Annotated in this window: 24 protein-coding genes; 19 read left to right on the top strand and 5 right to left on the bottom strand. The window is 62.7% G+C overall.

Annotation, left to right across the window (positions count from 1 at the left end; genetic code table 11):
• The first annotated feature begins 159 nt into the window (after positions 1-159).
• The 13 genes from puuE (at position 160) to NKI39_RS00155 (ending at position 14631) form a co-directional block, all read left to right on the top strand.
• Complete coding sequence (gene puuE / locus NKI39_RS00215; protein WP_352830238.1) at positions 160-1593, top strand: allantoinase PuuE; 1434 nt, start codon at positions 160-162, stop codon at positions 1591-1593.
• Positions 1594-1656: 63 nt separating this feature from the next.
• Positions 1657-2505 carry a bifunctional allantoicase/(S)-ureidoglycine aminohydrolase gene (locus tag NKI39_RS00210; RefSeq protein WP_502898520.1) on the top strand — a complete coding sequence of 283 codons (849 nt, stop codon included), beginning with the start codon at positions 1657-1659 and terminating at the stop codon, positions 2503-2505.
• The gene (locus NKI39_RS00205) at positions 2502-3005 is read left to right on the top strand and encodes an ureidoglycolate lyase (RefSeq protein ID WP_352767343.1); all 504 of its coding nucleotides are present in this window, start codon (positions 2502-2504) and stop codon (positions 3003-3005) included. The genes NKI39_RS00210 and NKI39_RS00205 overlap by 4 nt, the downstream gene beginning before the upstream one ends.
• The gene (locus NKI39_RS00200; protein WP_352540356.1) at positions 3005-3598 is read left to right on the top strand and encodes a nucleoside deaminase; all 594 of its coding nucleotides are present in this window, start codon (positions 3005-3007) and stop codon (positions 3596-3598) included. The genes NKI39_RS00205 and NKI39_RS00200 overlap by 1 nt, the downstream gene beginning before the upstream one ends.
• Before the next feature lie 85 nt (positions 3599-3683).
• Positions 3684-5666, top strand: coding sequence for a CocE/NonD family hydrolase (locus NKI39_RS00195; protein ID WP_352830233.1), 1983 nt, complete (start codon positions 3684-3686; stop codon positions 5664-5666).
• Between the two features lie 154 nt (positions 5667-5820).
• Complete coding sequence (locus NKI39_RS00190; protein WP_352830227.1) at positions 5821-7407, top strand: ABC transporter substrate-binding protein; 1587 nt, start codon at positions 5821-5823, stop codon at positions 7405-7407.
• A gap of 16 nt (positions 7408-7423) precedes the next feature.
• Entirely contained in the window at positions 7424-8383 is a 960-nt protein-coding gene (locus NKI39_RS00185; protein WP_352469849.1) for an ABC transporter permease, read from the top strand.
• Positions 8384-8394: 11 nt separating this feature from the next.
• A complete protein-coding gene (locus NKI39_RS00180; protein ID WP_352469848.1) occupies positions 8395-9222 on the top strand; it encodes an ABC transporter permease in 828 nt (275 codons plus the stop codon).
• Positions 9222-10907 (top strand): ABC transporter ATP-binding protein, encoded by a 1686-nt coding sequence (locus NKI39_RS00175; protein ID WP_352830224.1) that lies wholly within the window; start codon positions 9222-9224, stop codon positions 10905-10907. Before NKI39_RS00180 ends, NKI39_RS00175 begins: the two co-directional genes overlap by 1 nt.
• A 93-nt stretch (positions 10908-11000) precedes the next feature.
• Positions 11001-11840: an alkaline phosphatase family protein gene (locus NKI39_RS00170; protein ID WP_352830222.1), complete on the top strand. Its 840-nt coding sequence runs from the start codon at positions 11001-11003 to the stop codon at positions 11838-11840.
• Positions 11841-11973: 133 nt separating this feature from the next.
• On the top strand, positions 11974-12537 hold the full coding sequence (locus NKI39_RS00165; protein ID WP_352830219.1) for a sigma-70 family RNA polymerase sigma factor: 564 nt from the start codon (positions 11974-11976) through the stop codon (positions 12535-12537).
• Positions 12534-13202: an anti-sigma factor gene (locus NKI39_RS00160; RefSeq protein WP_352830216.1), complete on the top strand. Its 669-nt coding sequence runs from the start codon at positions 12534-12536 to the stop codon at positions 13200-13202. Before NKI39_RS00165 ends, NKI39_RS00160 begins: the two co-directional genes overlap by 4 nt.
• Complete coding sequence (locus NKI39_RS00155) at positions 13192-14631, top strand: S8 family serine peptidase (RefSeq protein WP_352830212.1); 1440 nt, start codon at positions 13192-13194, stop codon at positions 14629-14631. The genes NKI39_RS00160 and NKI39_RS00155 overlap by 11 nt, the downstream gene beginning before the upstream one ends.
• Positions 14632-14636: 5 nt before the next feature.
• Here the strand turns inward: NKI39_RS00155 and NKI39_RS00150 are convergent, their stop codons facing one another.
• Complete coding sequence (locus tag NKI39_RS00150; protein ID WP_352830210.1) at positions 14637-15131, bottom strand: DUF8737 domain-containing protein; 495 nt, start codon at positions 15129-15131, stop codon at positions 14637-14639.
• Positions 15132-15212: 81 nt separating this feature from the next.
• On the opposite strand from NKI39_RS00150, the gene NKI39_RS00145 reads away from it, so the two are divergent.
• The gene (locus tag NKI39_RS00145) at positions 15213-16121 is read left to right on the top strand and encodes a LysR family transcriptional regulator (protein WP_352469841.1); all 909 of its coding nucleotides are present in this window, start codon (positions 15213-15215) and stop codon (positions 16119-16121) included.
• Positions 16122-16193: 72 nt separating this feature from the next.
• On the opposite strand, the gene NKI39_RS00140 is transcribed toward NKI39_RS00145, so the two are convergent.
• The gene (locus tag NKI39_RS00140; protein ID WP_031213013.1) at positions 16194-17216 is read right to left on the bottom strand and encodes a substrate-binding domain-containing protein; all 1023 of its coding nucleotides are present in this window, start codon (positions 17214-17216) and stop codon (positions 16194-16196) included.
• 361 nt (positions 17217-17577) lie between these two features.
• Here NKI39_RS00140 and NKI39_RS00135 point away from each other — a divergent pair, with 361 nt between their 5' ends.
• The 5 genes from NKI39_RS00135 to NKI39_RS00115 all read left to right on the top strand — a co-directional run bounded on the left by NKI39_RS00135 (position 17578) and on the right by NKI39_RS00115 (position 24137).
• Positions 17578-18933, top strand: a complete 1356-nt coding sequence (locus NKI39_RS00135) for an ABC transporter substrate-binding protein (protein ID WP_352813908.1) — start codon at positions 17578-17580, stop codon at positions 18931-18933.
• 227 nt (positions 18934-19160) lie between these two features.
• Complete coding sequence (locus tag NKI39_RS00130; protein ID WP_352540346.1) at positions 19161-20174, top strand: carbohydrate ABC transporter permease; 1014 nt, start codon at positions 19161-19163, stop codon at positions 20172-20174.
• Between the two features lies 1 nt (position 20175).
• Positions 20176-21330 carry a carbohydrate ABC transporter permease gene (locus NKI39_RS00125; protein WP_352767362.1) on the top strand — a complete coding sequence of 385 codons (1155 nt, stop codon included), beginning with the start codon at positions 20176-20178 and terminating at the stop codon, positions 21328-21330.
• A gap of 4 nt (positions 21331-21334) precedes the next feature.
• On the top strand, positions 21335-22999 hold the full coding sequence (gene bglA, locus NKI39_RS00120; RefSeq protein WP_352830206.1) for a beta-galactosidase BglA: 1665 nt from the start codon (positions 21335-21337) through the stop codon (positions 22997-22999).
• 25 nt (positions 23000-23024) lie between these two features.
• Positions 23025-24137, top strand: coding sequence for an ABC transporter ATP-binding protein (locus NKI39_RS00115; protein WP_352469836.1), 1113 nt, complete (start codon positions 23025-23027; stop codon positions 24135-24137).
• Positions 24138-24342: 205 nt separating this feature from the next.
• Here NKI39_RS00115 and NKI39_RS00110 read toward each other — a convergent pair whose 3' ends face one another.
• The 3 genes from NKI39_RS00110 to NKI39_RS00100 all read right to left on the bottom strand — a co-directional run bounded on the left by NKI39_RS00110 (position 24343) and on the right by NKI39_RS00100 (position 25131).
• Positions 24343-24582, bottom strand: coding sequence for a DUF680 domain-containing protein (locus NKI39_RS00110; RefSeq protein ID WP_023680225.1), 240 nt, complete (start codon positions 24580-24582; stop codon positions 24343-24345).
• Between the two features lie 67 nt (positions 24583-24649).
• Positions 24650-24856: a DUF680 domain-containing protein gene (locus NKI39_RS00105; RefSeq protein ID WP_352743858.1), complete on the bottom strand. Its 207-nt coding sequence runs from the start codon at positions 24854-24856 to the stop codon at positions 24650-24652.
• Between the two features lie 71 nt (positions 24857-24927).
• Positions 24928-25131, bottom strand: coding sequence for a DUF680 domain-containing protein (locus tag NKI39_RS00100; RefSeq protein ID WP_352472527.1), 204 nt, complete (start codon positions 25129-25131; stop codon positions 24928-24930).
• Between the last annotated feature and the right edge of the window lie 319 nt (positions 25132-25450).

Here is a 25450-nt window from a genome sequence, read left to right as displayed (position 1 = left end):
CCTGAACGGTCGAACACTATTCATGAATTGTGCGCCAATTAAAGGCGATGCATAAGTCCCGGTCGAGCGGAGCGCGACAAAAACACTTTCAAAAATTTCGGGGGAATGCGCCGGCACTCCTTTCGACTATCCTGATCACAATTTCCGGCAGGAGCGAGAATGCGTTACGAACGAGACATGCGCGGCTACGGAGCCAATCCGCCGGATCCGAAATGGCCCGGCGGGGCGCATGTCGCGGTGCAGTTCGTCGTCAATTACGAAGAGGGCGGCGAGAATTGCGTCCTGCACGGCGACAAGGCTTCGGAGGCTTTCCTGTCGGAGATCGTCGGCGCCGCGCCCTGGCCCGGCCAGCGCCATTGGAACATGGAATCGATCTACGAATACGGCGCCCGAGCCGGCTTCTGGCGATTGCTGCGCCTGTTCAGCGAGGCACAGGTGCCGATCACCTGCTATGGCGTCGCCACGGCCCTGGCGCGTTCGCCCGACCAGGTTGCGGCGATGCAGGAGGCCGGCTGGGAGATCGCCTCGCACGGGCTGAAATGGATCGACTACCGCGACCATACCCCGGAAGACGAGCGCCGCGACATGGAGGCGGCGATCCGGCTGCATTATGAGGTGACAGGAGCGCGGCCGACCGGCTGGTACACCGGCCGCACCTCGATCAACACGGTGCGGCTGGCGGCGGAAGAGGGCGGCTTCGACTATGTGTCGGATACCTATGACGACGAGCTGCCCTACTGGTTCGAGCAAGTGGTGCCGGATGGCACGGCGAAACCGCAGCTGATCATACCCTACACGCTCGACGCCAACGACATGCGCTTTGCCACGCCGCAGGGCTTCAATTCGGGCGACCAGTTTTTTGCCTATCTCAGGGATAGTTTCGATACGCTCTATGCCGAGGGCAAGGCAGGGCGGCCGCGTATGATGAACATCGGCCTGCACTGCCGCCTGGTCGGCCGCCCGGGCCGGGTCGCGGCACTGAAGCGCTTCATCGACTACGTCAAATCGCATGACAAGGTCTGGCTGGCACGACGCATCGACATTGCAAAACACTGGCAGGAGACGCATCCGTTCCGGTTGCCGGCGCTGCGCCCGTCGAAAATGGAATTCGAGGCCTTCGTCCACACATTCGGCGGCGTCTTCGAGCATTCGCCGTGGGTTGCCGAGCGCGCTTATGAGCTGGAGCTCGGCCCGGCCCATGACAGTGCCGGCGGCCTGCACAACGCGCTCTGCCGCGTGTTTCGCGCGGCCAGCGAGGCCGAGCGGTTTGCCGTGCTCAATGCCCACCCCGATCTTGCCGGAAAACTGGCACAGGCCAAGCGGCTGACGGCGGAATCGTCGAGGGAACAGGCTTCGGCAGGGCTCGACGCGCTGACCGAGAAGGAGCGCGAGCTGTTCGCAAAACTCAATGCCGCCTACGTCACCAGTTTCGGTTTCCCCTTCATTATTGCGGTGAAAGCAAAGACCAAGGCGGAGATCCTGGCCGAGTTCGAGGCGCGTATCGGCAACAGCCACGACGTCGAATTCGAAACCGCCTGCAGACAGGTCGAGTGCATCGCGCTGCTTCGTCTCAAGGACATGCTTCCGCAATAGGCTTTGGCTGCCGCCATATGCCCTGGCTTCCGCAACAGGCTTGAATTTATGGATATGATGAAAATGGCCGAGCGAACCTATTATGCGCCGCAGGGCGGACATCCCGGCCAGAGTGAATTGCTGACCGGCCGCGCTGTGTTCACACAGGCCTATGCCGTGATCCCCAAAGGCGTGATGCAGGACATTGTCACCAGTGCTTTGCCGTTCTGGGATGGGACACGCGTCTGGGTGCTGTCGCGGCCGCTGTCGGGTTTTGCCGAGACGTTTTCGCAATATATCGTCGAGCTCGCGCCCGGCGGCGGCAGCGACCGCCCCGAGCTTGACGCCGCCGCCGAAGGTGCCCTGTTCGTAGTCGAAGGCGAGCTATGCGTTTCGCTTGCCGACAAGAAACATAGCTTAAGGCCGGGCGGCTTTGCCTACCTGCCGCCGGCGAGCGGGTGGACGGTGCGCAATGAAAGCGGTGCCGCCGTCCGCTTTCACTGGATCCGCAAGACTTATGACGCAGTCGACGGCATCGACCAGCCGCAAGCGTTCTTCGCCAACGAACAGGAAATCGCGCCGACGCCAATGCCGGGTACCGAAGGCCGATGGACGACGACGCGCTTCGTCGATCCGGCCGACATGCGCCACGACATGCATGTCACCATCGTCACGCTCGAGCCTGGCGCGGTCATTCCCTTCGCCGAGACGCACGTCATGGAACACGGGCTCTATGTGCTGGAGGGCAAGGCGGTCTACCGTCTCAACCAGGATTGGGTCGAAGTCGAAGCCGGCGACTATATGTGGCTGCGCGCCTTCTGCCCGCAGGCTTGTTATGCCGGCGGGCCGGGCAAATTCCGCTATCTCCTCTATAAGGACGTCAACCGCCACGCCAAGCTTGGCAGCGCCGGCGTCGTGAGACCCACACCATGACCCGCATCGTCGCGCGGCCGCTGACCCGCGAGAATTTCGCCGAATTCGGCGACGTCATCGATATGGGCGGCGACAACCATTATCCGATCAATGGCGGCAAGGCTGAGCGCTACCATGACCTCGCCACGGCGGAAGCACGAGGGCCGAATGCGCGCGTGCTGATCTCGATGGTGCGTGGCACGCCCTATGAGCTGCCGTTGAAGCTTACCATGGTGGAGCGCCATCCGTTTGGCAGCCAGGCCTTCATCCCGCTGTCACCACGGCCGTTCCTGGTCGTCGTCTGCCATGACGGCGAAGAGGGCCCGGGCGAGCCGCATGCCTTCATCACCGCGCCCGGGCAAGGCATCAACTATCCGCGCAATCTGTGGCACGGAGTGCTGACGCCGATCGGCGATGTCCAGGATTTTGTGGTCGTCGACCGCGGCGGCGACGGCTCCAATCTCGAAGAGTGCCATTTCTCGCACGCCTACGAGATCGATCTTCCCGACGGGATTAGATGATGACCGACATTTCGCTGATCGACCGACTGCTCGACGTCATCGAGCACGACATCGTGCCGAAGACCGTCGAAGGCGTCGCGCACGGCAATAAGCTGTTCGGCGCGGCCATTCTGCGCAAGGACGACCGCTCGCTGGTGCTTGCCGAAACCAACAACGAGACCGAAAACCCGCTCTGGCACGGCGAGGTGCATTGCCTGAAGCGCTTCTACGAAATGCCTAAAGCCGAACGCGTCGACACCAAGGACGCGATCTTTCTTGCCACGCACGAACCCTGCTCGCTCTGCCTGTCGGCGATCACCTGGACCGGCTTCGACAATTTCTTCTATCTGTTCAGCCACGAAGACTCGCGCGACAGCTTCGACATCCCGCACGATTTGAAGATCCTGAAAGAGGTCTTCACCCTCGATCCCGGCGGCTACAATGCCGAGAATGCCTATTGGAAGAGCTTTTCGATCCGCAAATTGGTGCGCTCGCTGCCCGATGCCGAGCGCGAGCGGCTGGAAGCGCGTATCGGCGCAATATCAGCGCGCTATGACGAATTGTCCGCCGCCTATCAAGCAAGCAAGGCCGAAAACGACATACCGCTGAATTGACGCGGATTGACCAGCCGAATTCGTTGACTGGCCCATGACGCGCTCTCACGGGCTCCATCATCTGGCGCTCCTGGAGTTCGCCCGCATGAAAATCGTCACTGAATTCCCACGAAAGATCGTCGAATTTCCGGATATGGGGATCATCATGCCGGACGGCTGCCGGCTGTCGGCGCGGGTGTGGATGCCGGCCGATGCTGCCGACGATCCAGTGCCGGCAATCCTCGAACACCTGCCCTATCGCAAGCGCGACGGCACGATCTATCGTGATCAGCTGACGCATCCCTATTTTGCCGGCCACGGCTACGCCTCGATCCGCGTCGACATGCGCGGCAATGGCGATTCCGAAGGGCTGATGGACGACGAATATTCCGAGCAGGAATTGCAGGACGCTTGCGACGTCATCGCCTGGGCGGCGGACCAGCCCTGGTGCAACGGCAATGTCGGCATGATGGGCATTTCGTGGGGCGGCTTCAACTGCCTGCAGGTAGCAGCCAAGCAGCCGCCGGCGCTGAAGGCGGTCATCAGTCTCTGTTCGACGGTCGACCGCTATGCCGACGACATCCACTACAAGGGCGGCTGCCTGCTGATCGAGAATTTCGGCTGGGCCTCGACCATGCTGTCCTATTCGTCAAGGCCGCCGGATCCGTTGCTGGCCGGCGACAACAGATGGCGCGACCTGTGGCTGACCAGGCTGGAGAACCAGCCATTCCTGGCACCGCTGTGGCTGAAGCACCAGCATCGCGATGCCTATTGGAAGCGCGGCTCGATCTGCGAGGACTATTCCGCCATCCATGCCGCGGTGCTGTCGATCGGCGGCTGGCATGATGGCTATCGCAATACGATTTCCCATCTCGCCGTCAATATCGAGGCGCCGGTCAAGGGCATCGTCGGCCCGTGGATCCACAAATACCCGCATTACGCCGCGCCCGAACCGCGCATCGGCTTCCTGCAGGAGGCCTTGCGCTGGTGGGACCGCTGGCTGAAGGACATCGACACCGGCGTCGAGGCCGACCCCGCCTACCGCGCCTATGTCATGGACAGCGTGCGTCCGGCGCGCTGGCATCCCGAGCGCCCGGGCCGCTGGGTCGCTGAATCGGAATGGCCGTCGCCCAACATCAAGACCCAAGAGGTTGAGCTTATCGCTGAAGGCAACCACGCTATCGTCGCTTCGCCGCAAAGCTGCGGCCTCGCCGGCGGCGAATATTTCCCCTTCACCTTCGGCCCGGAACTGCCGGGTGACCAGCGCCCCGACGATGCGCTGTCGGTGTGCTTCGACCAGCCGGTGCTGACCGAAACGGTCGACATTGTCGGTGCTCCCGAAGTTGTGGTCAGGGTCTCGTCGGACCGGCGCCAGGCGAACATCGCGGTTCGGCTGTGCGACGTCCATCCGGACGGGGCATCGGAGCTGATCTCGTACGGCGTGCTCAACCTGACGCATCGCAACTCGCACGAATTTCCCGAAGCGCTGGTGCCCGGCGAAACCGTCAGCGCCCGGGTGGTGCTCGACCAATGCGCCTATCGCGTGCCGGTCGGCCATCGCCTGCGCGTTGCCGTTTCGAACGCCTACTGGCCGATGATCTGGCCGTCGCCGGAGCCGGTCCGGCTGGAATTGTCGGCCGCGACATTGATGCTGCCGGTACGCCCGCCAGCGACAGGCGACGAGGTCACCTTCCCCGCTCCCGAAGGTGCTGCGCCCTGGGCAACGGAGACGCTTCGGCCCGCCAATTCCGAGCGTCATGTCGATCGCGACGAAAAGACCGGAATGATTACGGTTTCCATCGTCGACGATTTCGGTGAGGTGCGCGACCTGGAGCATGGCCTCGCCCACGGGAGCATCGCCAGGGAGACATGGGCGATCCATCCTGACAATCCGCTGTCAGCCTCGGGCAAGACGCATTGGAGCCAGACGCTGTCGCGAAATGGATGGTCGGTGCGCACCGAAACCTTCGCCGAAATGCGGTCCGACGCGCAAAGCTTCGTGGTTAGCGCCAGAATTGAAGCCTATGAAGGCGAGAAACTGGTCTTCGAGCGCAATTTCGAGGAGAAAATCCCGCGCGTGCTGCTTTGAGCGCTTATAGCGATTGGTCCAATTGCGACGCACGATTTACGCCACGGCATGTCGCATTCGGTCTTGCTTACCGCTTTCCCTTACGGTCATTATTCTCCCGATTGAAATGAGAAAAACGACCATAAGGTCGGACCAACAGAGTGAGGAACTCAACATGTCGAACGAACTGGAATATCTGAGCCGGCGCGTTGCGTCCGGCAAGCTGAGCCGTCGCGATTTTCTCGGCCGGGCAGCAGCGCTCGGCGTCACCGCAACCTTCGCCAATTCGCTGCTATCCAGCGCTTCCCGCGCGGCGGGTCCGGTCAAGGGCGGCACGCTCAAGGCCGGCCTGGTCGGTGGCGAGTCCACCAACAGTCTCGATCCGGCGCTGTTCATGACGCAGGTGCCGTTCGCCTTCGGCAAGATGTGGGGCGAACTGATCGTCGAACTGTCTCCCGAAGGCAAGCTCGAGAACCGCATTGCCGAGGAGATCGGCTCGTCGGACGACGCCAAGACCTGGACGCTGAAGATCCGCGATGGCGTCGAGTTTCACAACGGCAAGAAGGTGACCGCAGAGGACGTGGCCGCCACCCTCGAACGCCATTCGGACGAGAAGTCGAAGTCCGGCGCGCTCGGTTACATGAAAGGCATCGAGAGCATAAAGGCCAGCGGCAAGGAAGTGGTGCTGACGCTGAAGGAGCCGAATGCCGACCTGCCCTATCTGCTTAGCGACTATCACCTAATCATCCAGCCGAACGGCGGCAAGGACAAGGCCGATGCCGGTATCTCGGCGGGTCCTTACAAGGTCACCACCAACGAGCCCGGCGTGCGCCATGGCGGCGAGCGCTTCGCCAATTACTGGCAGGGCGACAAGATGGGCCATGCCGACCAGATAGAGATCATCGTCATCAACGACGCCACGGCCCGCACGGCGGCGCTGCAGGGCGGCCAGGTCAACATGATCAACCGGGTCGAGCCGAAGATCGTCGATCTGATCAAGCGCGTGCCCGGCGTCACCATCCGCAACCATTCGGGACCCGGCCACTACGTCTTCATCATGCACTGCGACACCGCGCCGTTCGACAACAACGACTTGCGGATGGCGTTGAAGCTGGCGATCGACCGCGAGGAGATGCTGAACAAGGTGCTGCGTGGCTATGGCTCGCTCGGCAACGACTTCCCGATCAATGCATCGTACCCGCTATTCACCGAGATCGAGCAGCGCAAATACGATCCCGATAAGGCCAAGTTCCACTACAAGAAATCGGGCCATGACGGTGCCGTCCTGCTCCGGACGTCGGACGTCGCCTTCCCCAGTGCCGTCGATGCCGCACAGCTGTTCCAGCAAAGCGCGGCCAAGGCCGGCATCAAGCTGGAGATCAAACGCGAACCGGGCGACGGCTACTGGTCGGAAGTCTGGAACAAGCAGCCCTTCTGCGCCTCCTACTGGGGCGGCCGGTCGACGCAGGACCAGATGTACTCTACCGCCTATCTGTCGACGGCCGACTGGAACGACACACGTTTCAAGCGTCCGGATTTCGACAAGATGGTGCTGGCGGCTCGCGCCGAGCTCGACGAGGCCAAGCGCAAGGCAATGTACCACGACATGGCTGTGATGGTGCGCGACGAGGGCGGCTTGATCCTGCCGATGTTCAATCAGTTCATCGACGCGACGGGCGCCAAGGTCGCCGGCTGGGTGGATGATCCGCATCAGGAGTTGATGAACGGATATGCTCTGGCGAAGTGCTGGCTCGAAGCCTGAGCCCGGCCTTGCGGATATGTCCTCACCCATCGTGAAACTGGTGGCCCAGCGCATCGCGCTGGGCATTCTGCTGCTCTTGGCCGTTTCGGTCCTGATCTTCGCCGGCACCCAAATCCTGCCCGGCGACGTCGCGCAAGCCATTCTCGGGCAGTCGGCGACACCGGAGTCGCTCGCCAATCTGCGCGAGCAGCTCGGCCTCAATGATCCCGCTTACATCCGTTATTTTCGTTGGCTCGGCGGCATCCTGACCGGTGATCTCGGCACGGCTATGTCGAGCGGTCAGGATATCGCAACCTCGATCAAGGGAAGGCTGTGGAACACGCTGTTCCTCGCCTTCTGGGCGGCGATCGTCGCGGTGCCGCTGGCGATCATCCTCGGCCTGATCGCGGTGCGCTACCGCAATGGCTGGGTCGACAAGCTGATCTCCGGGTTAGCGCTCGCCTCGACCTCGTTTCCGGAATTCTTCATCGGCTATGTGCTCGTCTTTTTCTTCGCGGTGCAACATCAATGGTTTCCCGCCATTTCCACGGTCTATGACGGGATGCCTTTCGGCGAACGCATTCAGGCCATAGCACTGCCGGCGGCAGCGCTGACCCTGGTGGTGCTCGCGCATATGATGCGCATGACGCGCGCTGCGATCCTCAATGTGATGCAGTCCGCCTATGTCGAGACCGCCGAACTCAAGGGGCTTTCGGCCTTCGCGGTCATCCGCAGGCATGCCTTCCCCAATGCCATCGCGCCGATCATCAACGTCGTGATGCTCAATCTCGCTTACCTGATCGTCGGCGTCGTCGTGGTCGAAGTTATCTTTGTCTATCCAGGCATGGGCCAATACCTCGTCGACCACGTCACCAAGCGTGACGTGCCGGTGGTGCAGGCGGTCGGGCTGATCTTCGCCGCCGTCTACATCAGCCTGAACATCATCGCGGACATAGCGGCGATCGTCGCCAATCCGCGCCTCAGACATCCGAAATGAGGGGGGCGGATATGCTCGTCATCAAACGCATCCCTATCCCGGCATTGGTCGGCATCGTGCTGACAGCGCTGTTCGTGCTGGCGGCGATCTTTGCGCCGTGGATCGCGCCGCACGGCAATGCCGAGATCGTCAGCGACGTCCCTTGGGAACCGATGTCGGCGGCGCATTGGCTGGGCACCGACAATCTCGGCCGCGATCTGTTGTCGCGCATGATCTACGGCGCCCGCATCACCCTGTTCATCGCGGTGCTGGCGACCGCGCTGTCCTTCTCGCTCGGCGCCATCCTCGGCTTTTCGGCTGCGGTTTTCGGCGGCTGGTTCGACACGCTTCTGTCGCGTCTCGTCGACCTCCTGATGTCAATCCCGACGCTGATCATGGCCCTTGTGGTGCTGTCGGTGCTGCCATCCAATCTGGTGACGCTGATCCTGGTCATGGGCGTTCTCGACTCGACCCGCGTCTACCGCCTGTCGAGGGCGGTCGCCGTCGATATCAACGTCATGGACTATGTCGAGGCGGCCAAATTGCGCGGCGAAGGCAGCGGCTGGATCATCTTCCGGGAAATCCTGCCCAATGCGCTGTCGCCGCTGGTTTCGGAACTCGGCCTGCGCTTCATCTATGCCGTACTGTTCCTGTCGACGCTGTCCTTCCTCGGGCTTGGCGTGCAGCCGCCGGACGCCGATTGGGGCGGCATGGTCAAGGAAAACAAGGATGGCATCGTCTTCGGCATAGGCGCCGCCCTCATTCCGGCGGCGGCGATCGCAGCGCTGGCGATTTCCGTCAATCTCGTCGCCGACTGGGTGCTCAACCGCACGACAAGCCTGAAGGGAGGACGCGGGTAATGGCTGACAAGCAACCGAAGCCCGGGCAACCGAAGCCCGGGCAACCAAAGTCCGGCGTGCTGCTCGACATACGCAATCTGCGCATCGAGGCCACGGTATATCCGCCTGGTGAGGCGCCGAAGAACATCGTGCTGGTGCACGATGTCTCGCTGACGCTCGAAAAGGGCAAGGTGCTCGGATTGATCGGCGAGTCCGGCGCCGGCAAATCGACCATCGGCCTGTCGTCGATGGGCTACGGCCGCGGCGGCGTGCGCATCACCGGCGGCGAGGTCATCCTCAATGGCCGCGACATCCTGAAGGGCGGCAACGAAGGGTTTCGCAAATTGCGCGGCCGCGAGGTCTGCTATGTCGCGCAATCGGCGGCAGCCGCCTTCAATCCGGCGCACAGGCTGATGGACCAGGTGGTCGAGGCAGCACTCCTGCACGGCACGGCGACGCGGGCCGAAGCCGAAAAGCGCGCCGTGGCGCTGTTCAAGAAGCTCAGCCTGCCGAACCCCGAAAGCATCGGCGAGCGCTTCCCCCACCAAGTCTCGGGCGGTCAGCTGCAGCGCGTCATGACGGCAATGGCGCTATGCTCGGAACCCGACCTGATCGTCTTCGACGAGCCGACCACGGCGCTTGACGTGACCACGCAGATCGATGTCCTGGCGGCGATCAAGGATGCCATCCGCGACACGCATGTCGCGGCGCTCTACATCACTCACGATCTTGCCGTCGTCGCCCAGGTCTCGGACGAGATCATGGTGCTGCGCCACGGCCGGCTGGTCGAATGGGGCGGCACCCGCCAGATCATCAAGGAGCCGCGCCAGGAATACACCAACGCGCTGGTTTCGGTGCATGAGATCGAACACCAGGAGCAGAAGCCCGGCACGAGCCCGTTCCTGTCGGTCAAGAACATCACCGCCGCCTATGGCCGCAGTCACATCAAGGTGCTGAAGAACGTCTCGGTCGATATTTTCGCCGGCCAGACGCTGGCGGTGGTCGGCGAGTCCGGCTCCGGCAAATCGACACTGGCGCGCGCCATCACCGGCCTCTTGCCGCCCGAACAAGGCACCGTCACCTTCGACGGACGGCCGCTCGCCAACCGGCTTGTCGACCGGCCGAAAGAGGATCTTCGCCAACTGCAGATGATCTACCAGATGGCCGACGTGGCGATGAACCCGCGCCAGACGGTCGGCACCATCATCGGCCGGCCGCTGGAATTCTATTTTGGGATGCGCGGGCGCGAGCGCGACAAACGCGTCGCCGAACTGCTCGACAAGATCGAAATGGGTAAAGGCTATGTCGACCGCTATCCGGCCGAGCTTTCGGGCGGCCAGAAGCAGCGCGTCTGCATCGCCCGTTCGCTCGCCGCCAAGCCGAAGCTGATCATCTGCGACGAGGTGACATCGGCGCTCGATCCGCTGGTCGCCCACGGCATACTGGAGCTGCTGCTCGAGCTGCAGAAAGAGGAAAACGTCGCTTATCTGTTCATCACCCATGATCTCGCAACAGTGAAGTCGATCGCCGATTCGATCGCCGTGATGTATCGCGGCGAAGTGGTGCGCTACGGGGCCAAGAGCAAGGTGCTGACGCCGCCCTTCGATGCCTACACCGATCTTTTGCTATCGTCGGTGCCCGAAATGGAGATCGGCTGGCTGGAAAAGGCGATCAAGGGACGGCGCATGGCCAGCGCGGGGAACTAGCGGGCCGCACTTTGCGCCCGACGATCCTGTCCGGGCGTGGATTGAACGGCAGGCCGGCCCTGACTTGTCCGATTAAGCCGCATGGAGGCGCCCTTGGCGCTCAACACAAAACTATTGCTCATCATCCTCGACGGCGTGCCTTACCGGAACTGGCGTCGGCTGATGGGCAATCTCGAAGGCTGGGTGCAATCAGGCGAAGCCCGCGTATGGAAAATGCGCTCCGTGCTGCCGTCGACCTCGGCATCCTGCTATGCCTCGATCCACACCGGCGTGCCGCCGCAAATGCACGGTATCCTGTCGAACGAGAACCGGTTTCGCGTCGAACAGCCGGACATCTTTTCCGAAGTCAGCAGGGCCGGCGGCAAGACCGGTGCGGTCACCCACTCCTACTGGTCCGAATTCTTCCGGGCCTATCCGTTCGATCTGGTCGAGGACATGGAGTTCGACCAGCCGGGCAGGCCGATCAGCCATGGCCGGTTTCACACCATGACCGGCTACAATGCCAGGAACCAGATGACACCGAGCGACGTCGACCTGTTCGCGACGTTGACCATGCTGACCGGGCGCTACGGCATCGACTACGGCATCCTGCACAGCTGTACTCTGGACTCGATGGGCCACCGCTTCGGCCATGACTGCCACGAGATGGATCATGCCGTCTATGCAATGGACGCCATGCTCGCCGGCTTCCTGCCGCGCTGGCGGGAAGCCGGCTACGAGGTGATCGTCACCGCCGATCATGGCCAGACCGATCGCGGCCATCATGGCGGCCACGACGAGGAGATGCAGGATTTCGCACTTTACTACTTCGGATCCGGCGAGGGTCCGGAAGCCAGTACGCTGCTCGATCAGTTGCAGCTCGCGCCGACGGTGCTTGCGCGCCTCGGCGTGCCGGTGCCGGCGACGATGAAGGCAAAGCCGTTCCTGAGTTGAGCGCGCGCCCTCTTCTCCCTCTGGCAACGCTCCCGCTCTTCAGTTAGCCTCCGCATATATACGGGCGGATGCGGTGAACCTTTTTGGGCCGATCAGCGACAGAGCAGGCAGGAGCCAGGCGGCTCGACCGGCGATGACGGCCGCGGAGACCGATCGCGCGCTTGTCGAGCGGGTCGCGAAAGGCGACCGTGCCGCCGTGCGGCTCCTGTTCATGCGCCACCACGCGCGGGTCTACCGCTTCGTGGCACGCCAGACGGGATCGGAACAGATGGCCGACGATATCGCGAACGAGGTGTTCCTCGAACTCTGGCGGCAGGCACCGGCCTTCGAGGGGCGCTCGGAGGTCTCGACATGGCTGCTCGGCATTGCCCGCTTCAAGGCGCTGTCCCTGCTGCGCAAGAAGAAGGAAGACTGGATCGACGACGATGACGCGGCCCAGGTCGCCGACGGCGCCGACACGCCTGAAGTCGTGACGATGAAGGAAGACAAGGCCGCCGCCTTGCGACGCTTTATCGATGCCATGCCGGAAGAGCACCGCACGGTGATCGACCTTGCCTATTATCACGGGCAATCGGTGAGCGAGATCGGCGTGGTACTCGGCATCCCGGTCGCAACGGTCAAGACCAGGATGTTCTACGCCCGCAAGAAACTCGGCGAAGCCCTCAAGGCCGCCGGTTACGACAGGGGGTGGCCATGAGCGCCGCTGAAAAGATGTCACGCCGCGACGAAATGGAAATGCTGCTGCCGTTTTATCTGAACGGCTCGCTGGAGGGCACCGAGCTCGAAGCCATCGAGGAATGGCTGGCGAGCGATCCGGCGGCGATGGCCGCACTAGGCGAGGCCGAGGCCGAATTCTCCGGCACCGCTGCCGCAAACGAGGCAATCCGCCCGCCGGCCGATGCGCTCAGCCGCTTTGCCAAGGCGCTCGACGCCGAGGCCGGCCCGTCCCGCGCGCCGGCGGCATCGTCCTGGCTGGCGCAGGCCTGGAGCCGCTTCATGGCGGTGCCCGCCGGCGTCGCCTGGGCCGCGGCCGCGGTGCTGCTGGCCCTGGTCGTCGCGCAATCCTTTGTGCAGACCGGCAACAGAGATGGCGATTTCGAGATTGCCGGATCGGAGGACGATCTGGCCAAAATGCCGTTTGCCCTTGTGAAGTTCAAGCCGGATGCGAAGCTGTCCGACATCATCGCTTTTCTCGACCAGAACCAGTTGAAGATCGCCGGCGGGCCGACCGCCGACGGCGTCTTCCGCGTCGGCGTCCCGGCCGAGACCGCTGCCGACTATCAGAAGCTGCTTGGCCTTATCGCCGCCCAGCCTTTCACCGAAGCTGCCCTGGAGGGAAGGAAACCGGCTGATGGCGGCTGAGGCGGTCATTCGATTGACGGCGGCGATGACAATCTTCGCCGCGTCCGCAATGGCGCAGACCAATGACCCGAACCTCACCCAGGCTGAGATCGACTGCCTGAACCGGGGAAGTGCTGCCAACGCCGACTGCGCCAAGGATGGCGGCGGCGTGAAGGATGGCGGCAAAGCGCCGGCTCATGGAACGACGGGCGCGGTGTTTCTTCCGGGCTTGATTGTCGACCTGTTCCCCAATCCTGCCGTAGTCACCGAGGCGCCGCTACCTCCTGGCAATACTGCAACCCCACCCGCCGTCGCGCCGGCAATACAGGCTGCGGTGCCGGGCGGTGCGGTGGTTGCGCCGACCGATCTTGTGGCAACCGAGCCGCCGCGCGCCGTGACCGGCGATTTCGTGCCCGACGAGGTGCTGGTCACCGTCAATGGCGATGCCGGCGCGGTCCAGCAGATCGCGGCCTCGTTCGGCCTCGAGATACGCTCGCAGCGGCAGTCGCGGCTGCTCGGCAACACGCTGGTGCGCTTCGGCATTCCCGATGGCCGCCCGGTCGGCGTCGTGCTGGCGCAGCTCGCCGCCGACGGCCGCACTTTGCGGCGTGAGGCCAACCATGTCTACTCGCTGCAGCAGGCGGCCAGCATCGCCAATTATGCGTTCGAGCGCATCGCGCTCGATGCCGACAAAGCCAGCGGCGAGAATGTGCGCGTCGGCGTCATCGACACCGGCATCGACGACGGCAATCCGGCGCTCTCCGGCGTCATCGCCGGGCAGTTCGATGCCATGCCCGACGTGCCGATCAAGGCGCGCGACCACGGCACTTCGGTCGATGGACTGATCGCCGGCACCGGCGCGTTCAAAGGCATGGCGCCGGGCGCCAGGATCTATCATGCCCGCGCCTTCGAGGGCGGCAAGTCGACCATGGACGTCATCCTTTCGGCGCTTGACTGGGCGGCGGAGCAGGATGTCCGCATCATCAATATGAGCTTCGTCGGCCCGAAGAACGACCTGCTCGGCATCGCCTGCCGCAATGCGCGTGCGCTTGGCATCGTGCTGGTTGCGGCCGCCGGCAATAACGGACCGAAGGCGCCCTATGGTTATCCGGCCGCCTTCGACGGCGTGATCGCGGTGACGGCCACCGATGCCAAGGACGGGCTGATGCCGCAGGCCAATCGCGGCGCCTATGTCTTCATCTCCGCTCCCGGCGTTGAGATGGTGGCGCCGAGCGGCGCCGGCTCGGACGTGGTGACCGGGACGTCCTTCGCCGCGGCGATCGTGACCGGCGCCGTCGCCAATCTGTTGCATGCCGCGCCCGACCGCTCCGCCGACTGGGTCGAGAAAGCACTTGCCGCCACGGCAAAGGATCTCGGCGCGAAGGGGCGGGACAATGACTTCGGCTACGGGCTTCTGAACACTAAGGCGGCCGAGGCGGCGAATGAATAGCCCGCTCAGGACGCGTTTTGCTGAGGACGTAGGAGAAAATAGAATGCGGCGACGTGCGTTATCATCAGCAGCGGTACGTAGATGATCGGGATCGCGTAGGTGGCGCCCAGTTCGCCTGCGCGTGCAGGAAGGCCGATCTGAATGGCGTGGTAATAGTCGACGATGAGGTCGACCGTCCCTGCGACGTTGAAGGCGACGACCAACGGCCAGAAGAGCGGGCGTATCCTCACCGTGAGCAGCGCCAGCATGGCCAGCACGCCGGTCGCGAAATCGCCGTAGGCGGCGAATACGGCGAAATCGGCGGGCAGATTGGGGCTTACGACGCCTGGAACGATGAAGACGAGCCCGAAGAATCGGAAGCTGTGCAGCGTAGCGATAGCGCGTTGCGCCGCGACCCGGTCCATCGACCTGAGCCACGGCAAACCGTACGCGCCGAAGCAAAGCAGCCACGCGACATAGCCGAGAACAAGATGGGTTTGGAACACCATTTCCGTGGACATTTGGCCTACTCTCAACAGTTGATGCTCGCGGCTTTAAGCCCGCTACCGCAATTCGACTATCCGGTGTAATCACAACAACCTATGAAGCAGAACTACACAGTCCGACATGGTGCGCTGGAGGGCGTCGAGGCGTTCCTGGCCGTCGCCAGGCGGCGTAACTTCCGCCGTGCCGCCGCCGATCTCGGCGTGACGCCATCGGCCGTGAGCCAAGCGGTGCGCGCGCTGGAAGCTCGCCTGGGCACGGCGTTGTTCGTCCGCACGACGCGGAGCGTTGGTTTAACCGAACCTGGCCAGCGGTTCCTCGACCGTGCCGGCCCGGCATTCGAGGAGCTCGTAGCGGCCGGCGAGGCTGCCCGCGATATCGGCCAGCGGCCGACCGGTCTGCTGCGCCTGTCTGTGCCTCGCGCTATCGTGCCGCTGATGTTGGAGCCGGTGCTCGCGTCGTTCTGCCAAGCCTATCCTGAGATCGAACTGGAGATCGCCGTGAGCGACCAGATGGTCGATCTCGCGACCGGCGGGTTCGACGCCGGCATCCGCCTCGGGCAACTCATCGCCGCCGACATGGTCGCGGTGCGGCTGACCCCGCCGTTCTCGTTCGTAGTCGTCGGCAGCCCTGACTATTTTGAGCGCTACGGCCGTCCCGAGCGTGTCGACGACTTGCGCCACCACGCCTGCTTACGCTTGCGCCGCTCGAATGGCGCCATCGCACCCTGGTCGTTCATCGATGGTAACGGTGCAATCGAAGCGATCGTCTCAGGCCCGCTGATTGCGCACGACTATTCGACATTGGTCGGGGCCGCGATGCGGGGCGTCGGGTTGGCGCAGACGCCGCGACCACTCGCCGAAGGTCCGATAGCCGAAGGAAAACTCCAGTCGGTGCTCGACGGCGTCGCCACGACGACGCCGGGTGTCTTCCTTTATCATCCCGGCAAGCGCCAAGTCCTGCCGAAGCTGCGCGCCTTCATCGATCACCTCAAATCCGCGGCCTGAGACCAGGACGCACCCGCTGGTGCTGGCCAACAGCCGCCAAGAGTCGACCTCGGCCGTTCAGAGTGATTGCCTCTAGGCCGGCGCGCCGGCGACCGATCCCCTGACCACCAGGTCGACCGGCCAGACTTCGCCGCGAGCGCCCTCCTCCAGGCCGGAAATCCGCGCCGCCAGCCGTTCGGCGATGCGCGCGCCGGCGAGGCGGATCGACGAACGCGTCGTCGACAATGGCACCGAAAAATTTTCCGGCTTCAGCCAGGGAAAGACGTCGTCATGGGCGATCAGCGACAGGTCGCCCGGAATGGTCAGGCCGAGATCGCGCACCGCGCGCACCACGCCGAGCGCCATGATCAGGCTGGAGCAGGCGATCGCCGTCGGCGCGTCGCTTTGTTCCAGCAAGCGCCGGGCGGCGCGATAGCCGTTCTCCTCGGTCATGGTCAGCGAACAGACATGCTGATCACGAAGCACCAGGCCGCTCGCCGCAAGCGCGCGGCGCACGCCGCGCTCGCGATGAATGGCGAAGGTCTCGCGATCGTCGCCGTTGATCAGCGCCAGACGCCTGTGACCGAGCTGAACGAGTAGCCGTGCCGCCTCGTGGAAGGCGCCCTCATTGTCGATGTCGGTGAACGGATAGTCGAAATCGAAGCCTTCGCTGCGGCCATGGACGATGAAGGGAATGCCGAGCGTGTTGACGAGTGCCACCCGCCGGTCGGCCGGCCTCGGCGACGAGATATAGACCGCGTCGACCTGCCGGTTGGCGACAATGCGGCGGTAGGTCGTCTCCTGGTCGTCGGCATCGGCCGGTGACAGCACCAGGTCGAGCTCGTGCGAACGCGCATAGTCGCCGAGGCCGGACAGGAACTCGACGAAATGCGGGTCGATGTCGACGGTCGTTCCCGTCGGCAGCACATAGCCGATCATGCCGGTCTTGCCGGTCGCCAGCCGGCGGGCGCTCGGATTGGGGCGATAGCCGTGACGCTTGGCGGCATCGACCACCCGCCGGCGCGTTTCCTCGTTGACTTCCGGGTAGCCGTTCAATGCGCGGCTCACCGTAGTCTGCGAAAGCGCCAGCATGTGGGAGAGCTGCTTGAGGTTCACCGGAGGCCTCCAACCTCAAAGCGCTTTTAATCTGAATCGAGCTAGCCGCTACGAACCGCGTTGCCGAGCGCACTGACCATACGCACGGTTCGGACCGGTTTGAAGCCGAATTTGCTGCTGCACCGCCAGAAAACTGTGCTGCAGCGCACTTTCGCCGGCACCCGGCCGCAGAAATTAAATCGATTAATCTGGCTTTCTCTTGACTCCGGACCAATTCAGTGGCGTGATCAAAATCACCAAAGCGCTTTGGAAGACTCTACGAAAGGTTGCAGTTCCTTTCCGACTGAGTCACAGTCCTGCAGCGCCGGCGGACGGAATGGAGGTTTCGTTCGGTGTTTGTCACCACTGGGAGGGAATACCGATGAAGAAAATGCTTCTGCTGGGCGCTGCGTTTGCCACGCTTGCGCTCGCCATGCCGGCGCAAGCCGAACTGAAGTTCAAGCCGGGCGAAGATCCCCGTTTCAACTGGGCGAACTACGAAGATCTCAAGAAAGTCGACCTCAAGGGCGAGACGCTGACGATCTTCGGGCCGTGGCGCGGCGAGGACGAAGGGCTTATCCGCACCGTCCTCGATTACTTCTCCGAAGCCACCGGCGCCGAGATCAAGTACTCCTCGTCGGAGAATTACGAGCAGCAGATCGTCATCGACACGCAGGCCGGCAGCCCGCCCAACATTGCCGTGCTGCCGCAGCCGGGCCTGATCCAGGATCTGGCATCGAAGGGCCTTTTGACGCCGCTCGGCGACGATACGGCCAACTGGGTCAAGGACAATTACGGCGCCGGCCAATCCTGGGTCGACCTCGGCACCTTCAAGGACAAGGACGGCAAGCCCGGCTTCTTCGCCTTCCCATACAAGGCCGACGTGAAGTCGCTGGTCTGGTACTCGCCGGACAATTTCGAGGAAGCCGGCTACAAGGTGCCGAAGACGCAGGAAGAGCTTGCCGAGCTCGAAAAGAAGATCATCGCCGACGGCGGCACGCCATGGTGCATCGGGCTTGGTTCGGGCGGCGCCACCGGCTGGCCGGCGACCGACTGGGTCGAAGACATCATGCTGCGCACCCAGACGCCCGAGACCTACGACAAATGGGTGAAGAACGAAATTCCGTTCAACGATCCGGCAGTGGTCAACGCCATCGACATTTTCGGCAAGATCGCCACCGACGACAAGATGGTCGAGGGCGGCGCCAAGGCGGTTGCGGCGACCGATTTCCGTGACAGCCCGAAGGGCCTCTTCTCGGTGCCGCCAAAATGTTATCTGCACCATCAGGCATCGTTCATCCCGACCTTCTTCCCGCAAGGCACCAAGATCGGCGAGGATGCCGACTTCTTCTACTTCCCGCCTTACGCTTCCAAGCCCGAGCTCGGCACTCCGGTGCTCGGCGCCGGCACGCTCGCCATGATCACCAAAGACAGCAAGAGTGCCCGCGCGTTCATCGAATTCCTGAAGCTGCCGCTCGCTCATGAGATCTGGATGGCACAGGGCGGCTTCGTGACGCCGTTCAAGTCGGTCAACAAGGACGCCTATGCCAGCGACGCGCTGAAGAAGCAGGGCGAGATCCTGGCCAACGCCTCGACCTTCCGCTTCGACGGGTCCGACCTGATGCCGGGCAAGATCGGCGCCGGTGCGTTCTGGACCGGCATGATCGACCTGGTCGGCGGCAAGTCCGCCCAGGACGTCGCCACCGACATCCAGAAAAGCTGGGACGCGATCAAGTAAGCGGCCGGCTTGAGTTCCAAATGTGATGTGGTCCGGGCCTCAAACGGCCCGGACCTTATCCGGTGCTTGGCGTCGCGTCGATTGTCGTGAGCACAACGCATTCCGGCATGACGCGCGCCCAGTGACCTGCTTTCCGGCTGGTCGCGCTCCAGACAACTGAATCGGCGCATGATCCCGTCGCCAAAGCCATTCTCGACTGGCGGATCCGTGCGCAGGGGGAGGGACCCATGGCGGCTCAGATTTTCTCGGCGATATTCGTCATCATCATCGGCGTGGGCGGCTGCGTCGCCTATTTCTGGGGCGCCAACAAGGCACTCGACACGATCTTTCCGGCACGCGGCGTTTCCGGCAAGGCGGCGATCAACAATCTGCGCCGGCAGGGGGTGATCCGACCCTGGCTGTTCGTCGGCCCGGCGATGATCATCCTCACGATCTACCTGATCTACCCGGTAGTGGAGACGCTGAGGCTGTCGTTCCTCGATCGCGGCGGCGCCCATTTCGTCGGCTTGGCCAACTATCAATGGGCGTTCGGCGACCGCGAGTTCCGCAACTCGATCCTCAACAACATCATCTGGCTGGCGGTGGTGCCGGCCGCCTGCACCTTCCTCGGGCTGATCATCGCCGTGCTCACCGACAAGATCTGGTGGGGCACCATCGCAAAAAGCCTGATCTTCCTGCCGCTCGCCATCTCGTTCGTCGGCGCCAGCGTCATCTGGAAATTCATCTACGAATATCGCGGCGAGGGCCAGACGCAGATCGGCCTGCTCAATGCCATCATCCAGTATTTCGGCGGCCAGCCGCAGGTCTGGATCTCGCTGCCGTTCTGGAACAACTTCTTCCTGATGGTCATCCTGATCTGGATCCAGACCGGCTTTGCCATGGTCATCCTGTCGTCGGCCTTGCGCGGCATTCCGGAAGAGACGCTGGAAGCCGCCGTCATCGACGGCGCCAACCCTTTCCAGATCTTCTGGAAGATCATGGTGCCGCAGATCTGGGGCACCATCGCCGTCGTCTGGACCACCATCACCATCCTGGTGCTGAAGGTTTTCGACATCGTGCTGACCATGACCAACGGCCAGTGGAACAGCCAGGTGCTGGCCAATCTGATGTTCGACTGGATGTTCCGCGGCGGCGGCGATTTTGGCCGCGGCGCCACCATCGCCATCATCATCATGATAGCGGTCATTCCGATCATGGTCTGGAACATCCGCCAGGCAAACAAAGAGACGGAAGGGCATTGAGATGGCCGTGGCGACCGGAAAGTCCTTTGTCAGCCGTTTCGGCGTCCATATCGCCGTCTTCATCTTCGTTGCGATCTGGACGATCCCGACGCTCGGCATTCTGGTCTCGTCGCTGCGCGACAAGGACCAGATCATCGCTTCGGGCTGGTGGAACTCGTTCACCAGTTCCAGCCAGACGGAGGCCGGACGGCTGCCGCCCGCCTCGGCGCAAGTCGAGAAGGACGGCAAGTTCATCCTGCAAGGCAATATTTTCGGCGACGGTCCGGCCCGCAACATCAGCGCCTTCGGCGTCAAGTCGGCAGCGCCGACGCAATATCCCGCCGGCACGACAGCCGATCTCGGCGACGGCGTGACCCTGCAGCTCAATGCCGACGGCAGTTTCGTCATGACCTCGCCGAAGGCTTTCGAAGGCGAGCGCGGCCAGCGCGTCTATTACGCCTCGTCGGCGCCGCCGAAATTCACCACCGACAATTACGACACGGTGCTGTTTTCGGAGGGCATCGGCCGCTCCTTCATGAACTCGCTGACCGTCACCATTCCGGCGACCGTCATCCCGATCCTGATCGCCGCGTTCGCCGCTTACGCGCTGGCCTGGATGCGCTTTCCCGGCCGGGCGCTGCTCATCGCCGTCATCATCGGCCTCCTGGTCGTGCCGCTGCAGATGTCGCTGATCCCGCTATTGAAGCTCTATAACGGCGTCGGCAGCTTCTTCGGCGTGCCGTCGAAGACCTATCTCGGCATCTGGCTGGCGCATACCGGCTTCGGCCTGCCTTTCGCCATCTATCTGTTGAGGAGCTATATCGCCGGCCTGCCACGCGAGATCATGGAGTCGGCACGCATCGACGGGGCCAGCGATTTCGAAATCTTCGTCAAGATCGTGCTGCCATTGTCGTTCCCGGTGCTGGCCTCGTTCGCCATCTTCCAGTTTCTCTGGGTGTGGAACGATCTGCTGGTGGCGATGGTTTTCCTCGGTACCGAGGGCGACCAGATCGTACTGACCGCCAAGCTCAATGCATTGCTCGGCTCGCGCGGCGGCGACTGGGAGATCCTGACGACATCGGCCTTCGTCACCATCATCGTGCCGCTGATCGTGTTCTTCTCGCTGCAGCGCTATTTCGTCCGCGGGCTGCTTGCCGGCTCGGTGAAAGGAGGTTGAGATCATGCAATCCGCTTTGAAGGCGACCCCGAAGCCAGATCTCGCTATCGATCGCGACTGGTGGCGAGGTGCCGTGATCTACCAGATCTACCCGCGCAGCTATCAGGATTCGAACGGCGACGGCATCGGCGATCTCAGGGGCATGATCGGCCGGCTGGCCTACATCGCCTTGCTCGGCGTCGACGCCATCTGGATCTCGCCGTTCTTCAAATCGCCGATGAAGGATTTTGGCTACGACGTGTCGGATTATTGCGACGTCGATCCGATGTTCGGCACGCTGGCCGACTTCGACGCACTGACCGCAGAGGCGCACCGGCTTGGCCTCAAGGTGATGATCGACGAGGTGCTCTCGCACACCGCCGACATCCATCCGTGGTTCAAGGAAAGCCGGTCGAGCCGCAGCAATCCAAAAGCCGACTGGTATGTCTGGGCGGATGCCAAGCCGGACGGCACGCCGCCCAACAACTGGCTGTCGATCTTCGGCGGCTCGGCCTGGCAGTGGGACACCAGCCGCCAGCAATATTATCTGCATAATTTCCTGGCCGAGCAGCCTGACCTCAACTTCCACAGCCGCGCGGTCCAGGACGCGCTGCTCGACGTCACCCGCTTCTGGCTGGAGCGCGGCGTCGACGGTTTTCGCCTCGATACCATCAATTTCTACTTCCACAGCCAGGGCCTGGAAGACAATCCGCCGCTGCCGCCCGAGCAGCGCAACGACCAGACGGCGCCGACCGTCAACCCCTACAACTACCAGGACCATCTCTACGACAAGAGCCGGCCTGAAAACCTCGGCTTCCTCGAACGCTTCCGCGCCTTGCTCGACGAATACCCGGCGACGGCCGCGGTTGGCGAGGTCGGCGACTCGCAGCGTGGGCTGGAAGTGGTGGCGGCCTATACGGCCGGCGGCAAGCGCGTGCATATGTGTTACTCCTTCGACTTCCTGGCGCCGGAGAAGATCAGCGCGGCAAAGGTACGCTCGGTGCTGGAAACCTTCGGCAAGGTGGCCAGCGACGGCTGGTCGTGCTGGGCCTTCTCCAACCATGACGTGATGCGCCCTGCCTCGCGCTGGGCAGCCGGCGAGCCCGACCCGACCGCCTACCTCAAGGTCATCTCGGCGCTGCTGATGTCGTTGCGCGGCTCGGTCTGCATCTATCAGGGCGAGGAGCTCGGGCTCAGCGAGGCCGAGCTCAGCTTCGAGGATCTGCAGGACCCATACGGCATCCGCTTCTGGCCTGAATTCAAGGGACGCGACGGCTGCCGTACGCCGATGGTTTGGGACGGCGCTGCCCGCAATGGCGGCTTCTCGACGGCAAAGCCCTGGCTGCCGGTGCCCAGCAAGCACCTTGCGCAAGCCGTCAATGTGCAGCAAGGCGACGACGGCTCGCTGCTCGAGCACTACCGGCGCTTCCTGGCTTTCCGCCGCGCCCATCCGGCACTGGCCAAGGGTGATATCGAGTTCATCGAAAGCGAGGGCGACACCGTCGCCTTCACGCGCCGTGAAGGCAACGAGCAGATCGTCTGCGCCTTCAATCTCGGAGCAAAGCCGGCCGAAGTCGATCTTGGCGGCCGCTCATTGCAGCCCTTGCCGGGACACGGGTTTTCGGGACAGACTGGCGCCGGCACGATCCGCCTCGGCGGCTACGGCGCCTGGTTCGGGCGTATCGACTGAATTCAAGGAAGAACTGGAGGGTACCATGGCCGATGTCACGCTAAGGCAAGTGAGGAAATCATATGGCAATCTCAACATTCTGCACGGCGTCGACCTCGACATAAAGTCGGGCGAATTCATCGTCTTCGTCGGTCCCTCTGGTTGCGGCAAGTCGACCTTGCTGCGCTGCATCGCCGGGCTGGAGGAGATCACCTCGGGCGAGCTCAAGATCGACGGCGAGATCGTCAACGACGTGCCGCCGTCAAAGCGCGGCATCGCCATGGTGTTCCAGTCCTATGCGCTTTATCCGCACATGACCGTCTACGACAACATGGCCTTCTCGATGAAGATCGGCAAGGAAAGCAAGGCCGAGATCGACAAGCGGGTGCGCCAGGCGGCCGAGATCCTGCAGCTGACCAAATATCTCGACCGCCTGCCCAAGGCGATGTCGGGCGGCCAGCGCCAGCGCGTCGCCATCGGTCGCGCCATCGTGCGCAATCCCAAGGTTTTTCTGTTCGACGAACCGCTATCCAACCTCGACGCGGCGCTGCGCGTCGCCACCCGCATCGAGATCGCCAAGCTCAAGGAGTCGATGCCGGCCACGACGATGATCTACGTCACCCACGACCAGGTCGAGGCGATGACGCTGGCCGACCGCATCGTCGTGCTGAAGGAAGGCCATATCGAACAGGTCGGCACGCCGATGGAGCTCTACAAGCGGCCCGGCAATCTGTTCGTCGCCCAGTTCATCGGCTCGCCGGCGATGAACATCCTGCCGGCGACGATCGACAAGACCGGCAACCCGACGGTCGTCAGCCATGTCGGCGGCCGCAAGGCAACGGTGCCGATCGCAACGCCTGCGTCGGCGAAAGGCGCAGCGGTGAGCTTCGGGGTGAGGCCGGAGGATCTGATGATTGCCACCGGCGCCGACTATTTGTTCGAAGGGACGGTCGATTACGTCGAGCAGCTCGGCGAGGTCCAGCTCGTCTATGTCGACATCGGCCGCGCCGACCTGCCGCTGGTGACCAAGCTGCCGGGCAATGTCGAGATCAAGCGCGGAGCGACACTGCGGCTGACGGCGGACGCCGGAGACCTGCATATTTTCGACGCGGACGGGCGCTCTTTCGCGCTCCATGAAGCAGAAGCAAAGGCGGCTTGAAGCAGGCGTTCTTCCGCCATGCAAGAGACAAGTGCGGCGGGATGGGCCCGCCGCTCTTGTCTGGAATTCCAGTTCGGCCGTTAGAGCGGTTCATCGTTTCACGGAACGCCGAACCGCTCTATCTCCTTGTTTTGACGCAATTCCCAAGGGAAAGCGCTACACGCTTTTCCCGGGAAAACCGTTTCACACTTTTCCTGGAATTGCTCTAGTTGTTGCCGAAGAGGTTGCGGTCGGCGCCCTGAGGCGCGGACTTGGGCACATCGCCAGACGAATTCAGCAGCTTGTAGATCGGCGAGTTGCTGTCACGTACCGAATACGTCTGCGTGTTGTCGACGTTGACGGTCGACTGCTTGTTGATGTCGGTCCCGCCAACATTGTCGTTGCGGGCATAAGCGCTGCCGGCGGCAATCAAGAGCGCGGCGGCAGTAAGAACAATCTTTTTCATTTTGGGTCTCCTGGATTTTCGAAATCAAGCGGCGGGCATGCCGCCGCCTTGATGGTGGGATCGGCTGTTAGTTGTTGCCGAAGAGGTTACGGTCGGCGCCCTGGACAACCGGCTGCTTTTCAGCCTGGTCCGACGTCTTGACGGAAGCCGTGTAGGAGCTATCGACCGAGACAGCAGGCGGGTTGGCTCCGTTGGAACCAAAGTTGTCGCTGCCGGCGAAGGCGCTGCCGGTGATGGCCAAAACGGCGGCGGCAGCAAGAACGATCTTTTTCATCTTAATACTCCTGAATTTTTCAGATCCCCGGACGGCGGATATGCCCGCCGCCCTGATGCTGGGATCGGCTGTTAGTTGTTGCCGAAGAGGTTACGGTCGGCGCCCTGGACAGCCTGCTGGTCAGCATGAGCCGGCTTCTGAATGGAAGCCGTATACGAGCTGTCGACCGCAGCGGCAGGCTGGTTCGCACCCTTGGAACCAAAGTTGTCGCTGCCAGCGAAGGCGCTGCCGGTGATGGCCAAAACGGCGACGGCGGCAAGAGCGATCTTTTTCATTTTTTAGTACTCCAGTATCTTAGTTTTCCGTCCGTCTAGCGGCGTGCCTTGGGAGGAATTCGCGTCGTTCGGACAGCCCCGATGTGGGAAAGCCAATGGCCAGTTTCCAATCACGAAGTTTTTTGGTGTGGACCAAGAATCTACACCTTGAAATTGTGCCAGAGATTCCCTTCGCCACATTTTTATCATTTAATGTCAAGCAGATAGCCTATCGCCTCGGTCTGACTGCAAGGCGACTTGGGAGGCAGCGTTCACAGCGTCCTGCACGCATTGTCAACAGAAACGAACCGTTCGGTTCGATTTTTTAAACCGATAAAAG

This window comes from Mesorhizobium sp. M0664 (assembly GCF_040320565.1).
Lineage (GTDB): Bacteria > Pseudomonadota > Alphaproteobacteria > Rhizobiales > Rhizobiaceae > Mesorhizobium.
Note: the sequence above shows the minus strand (reverse complement) of the source record. Positions and strands in the feature narration are given on the sequence as shown.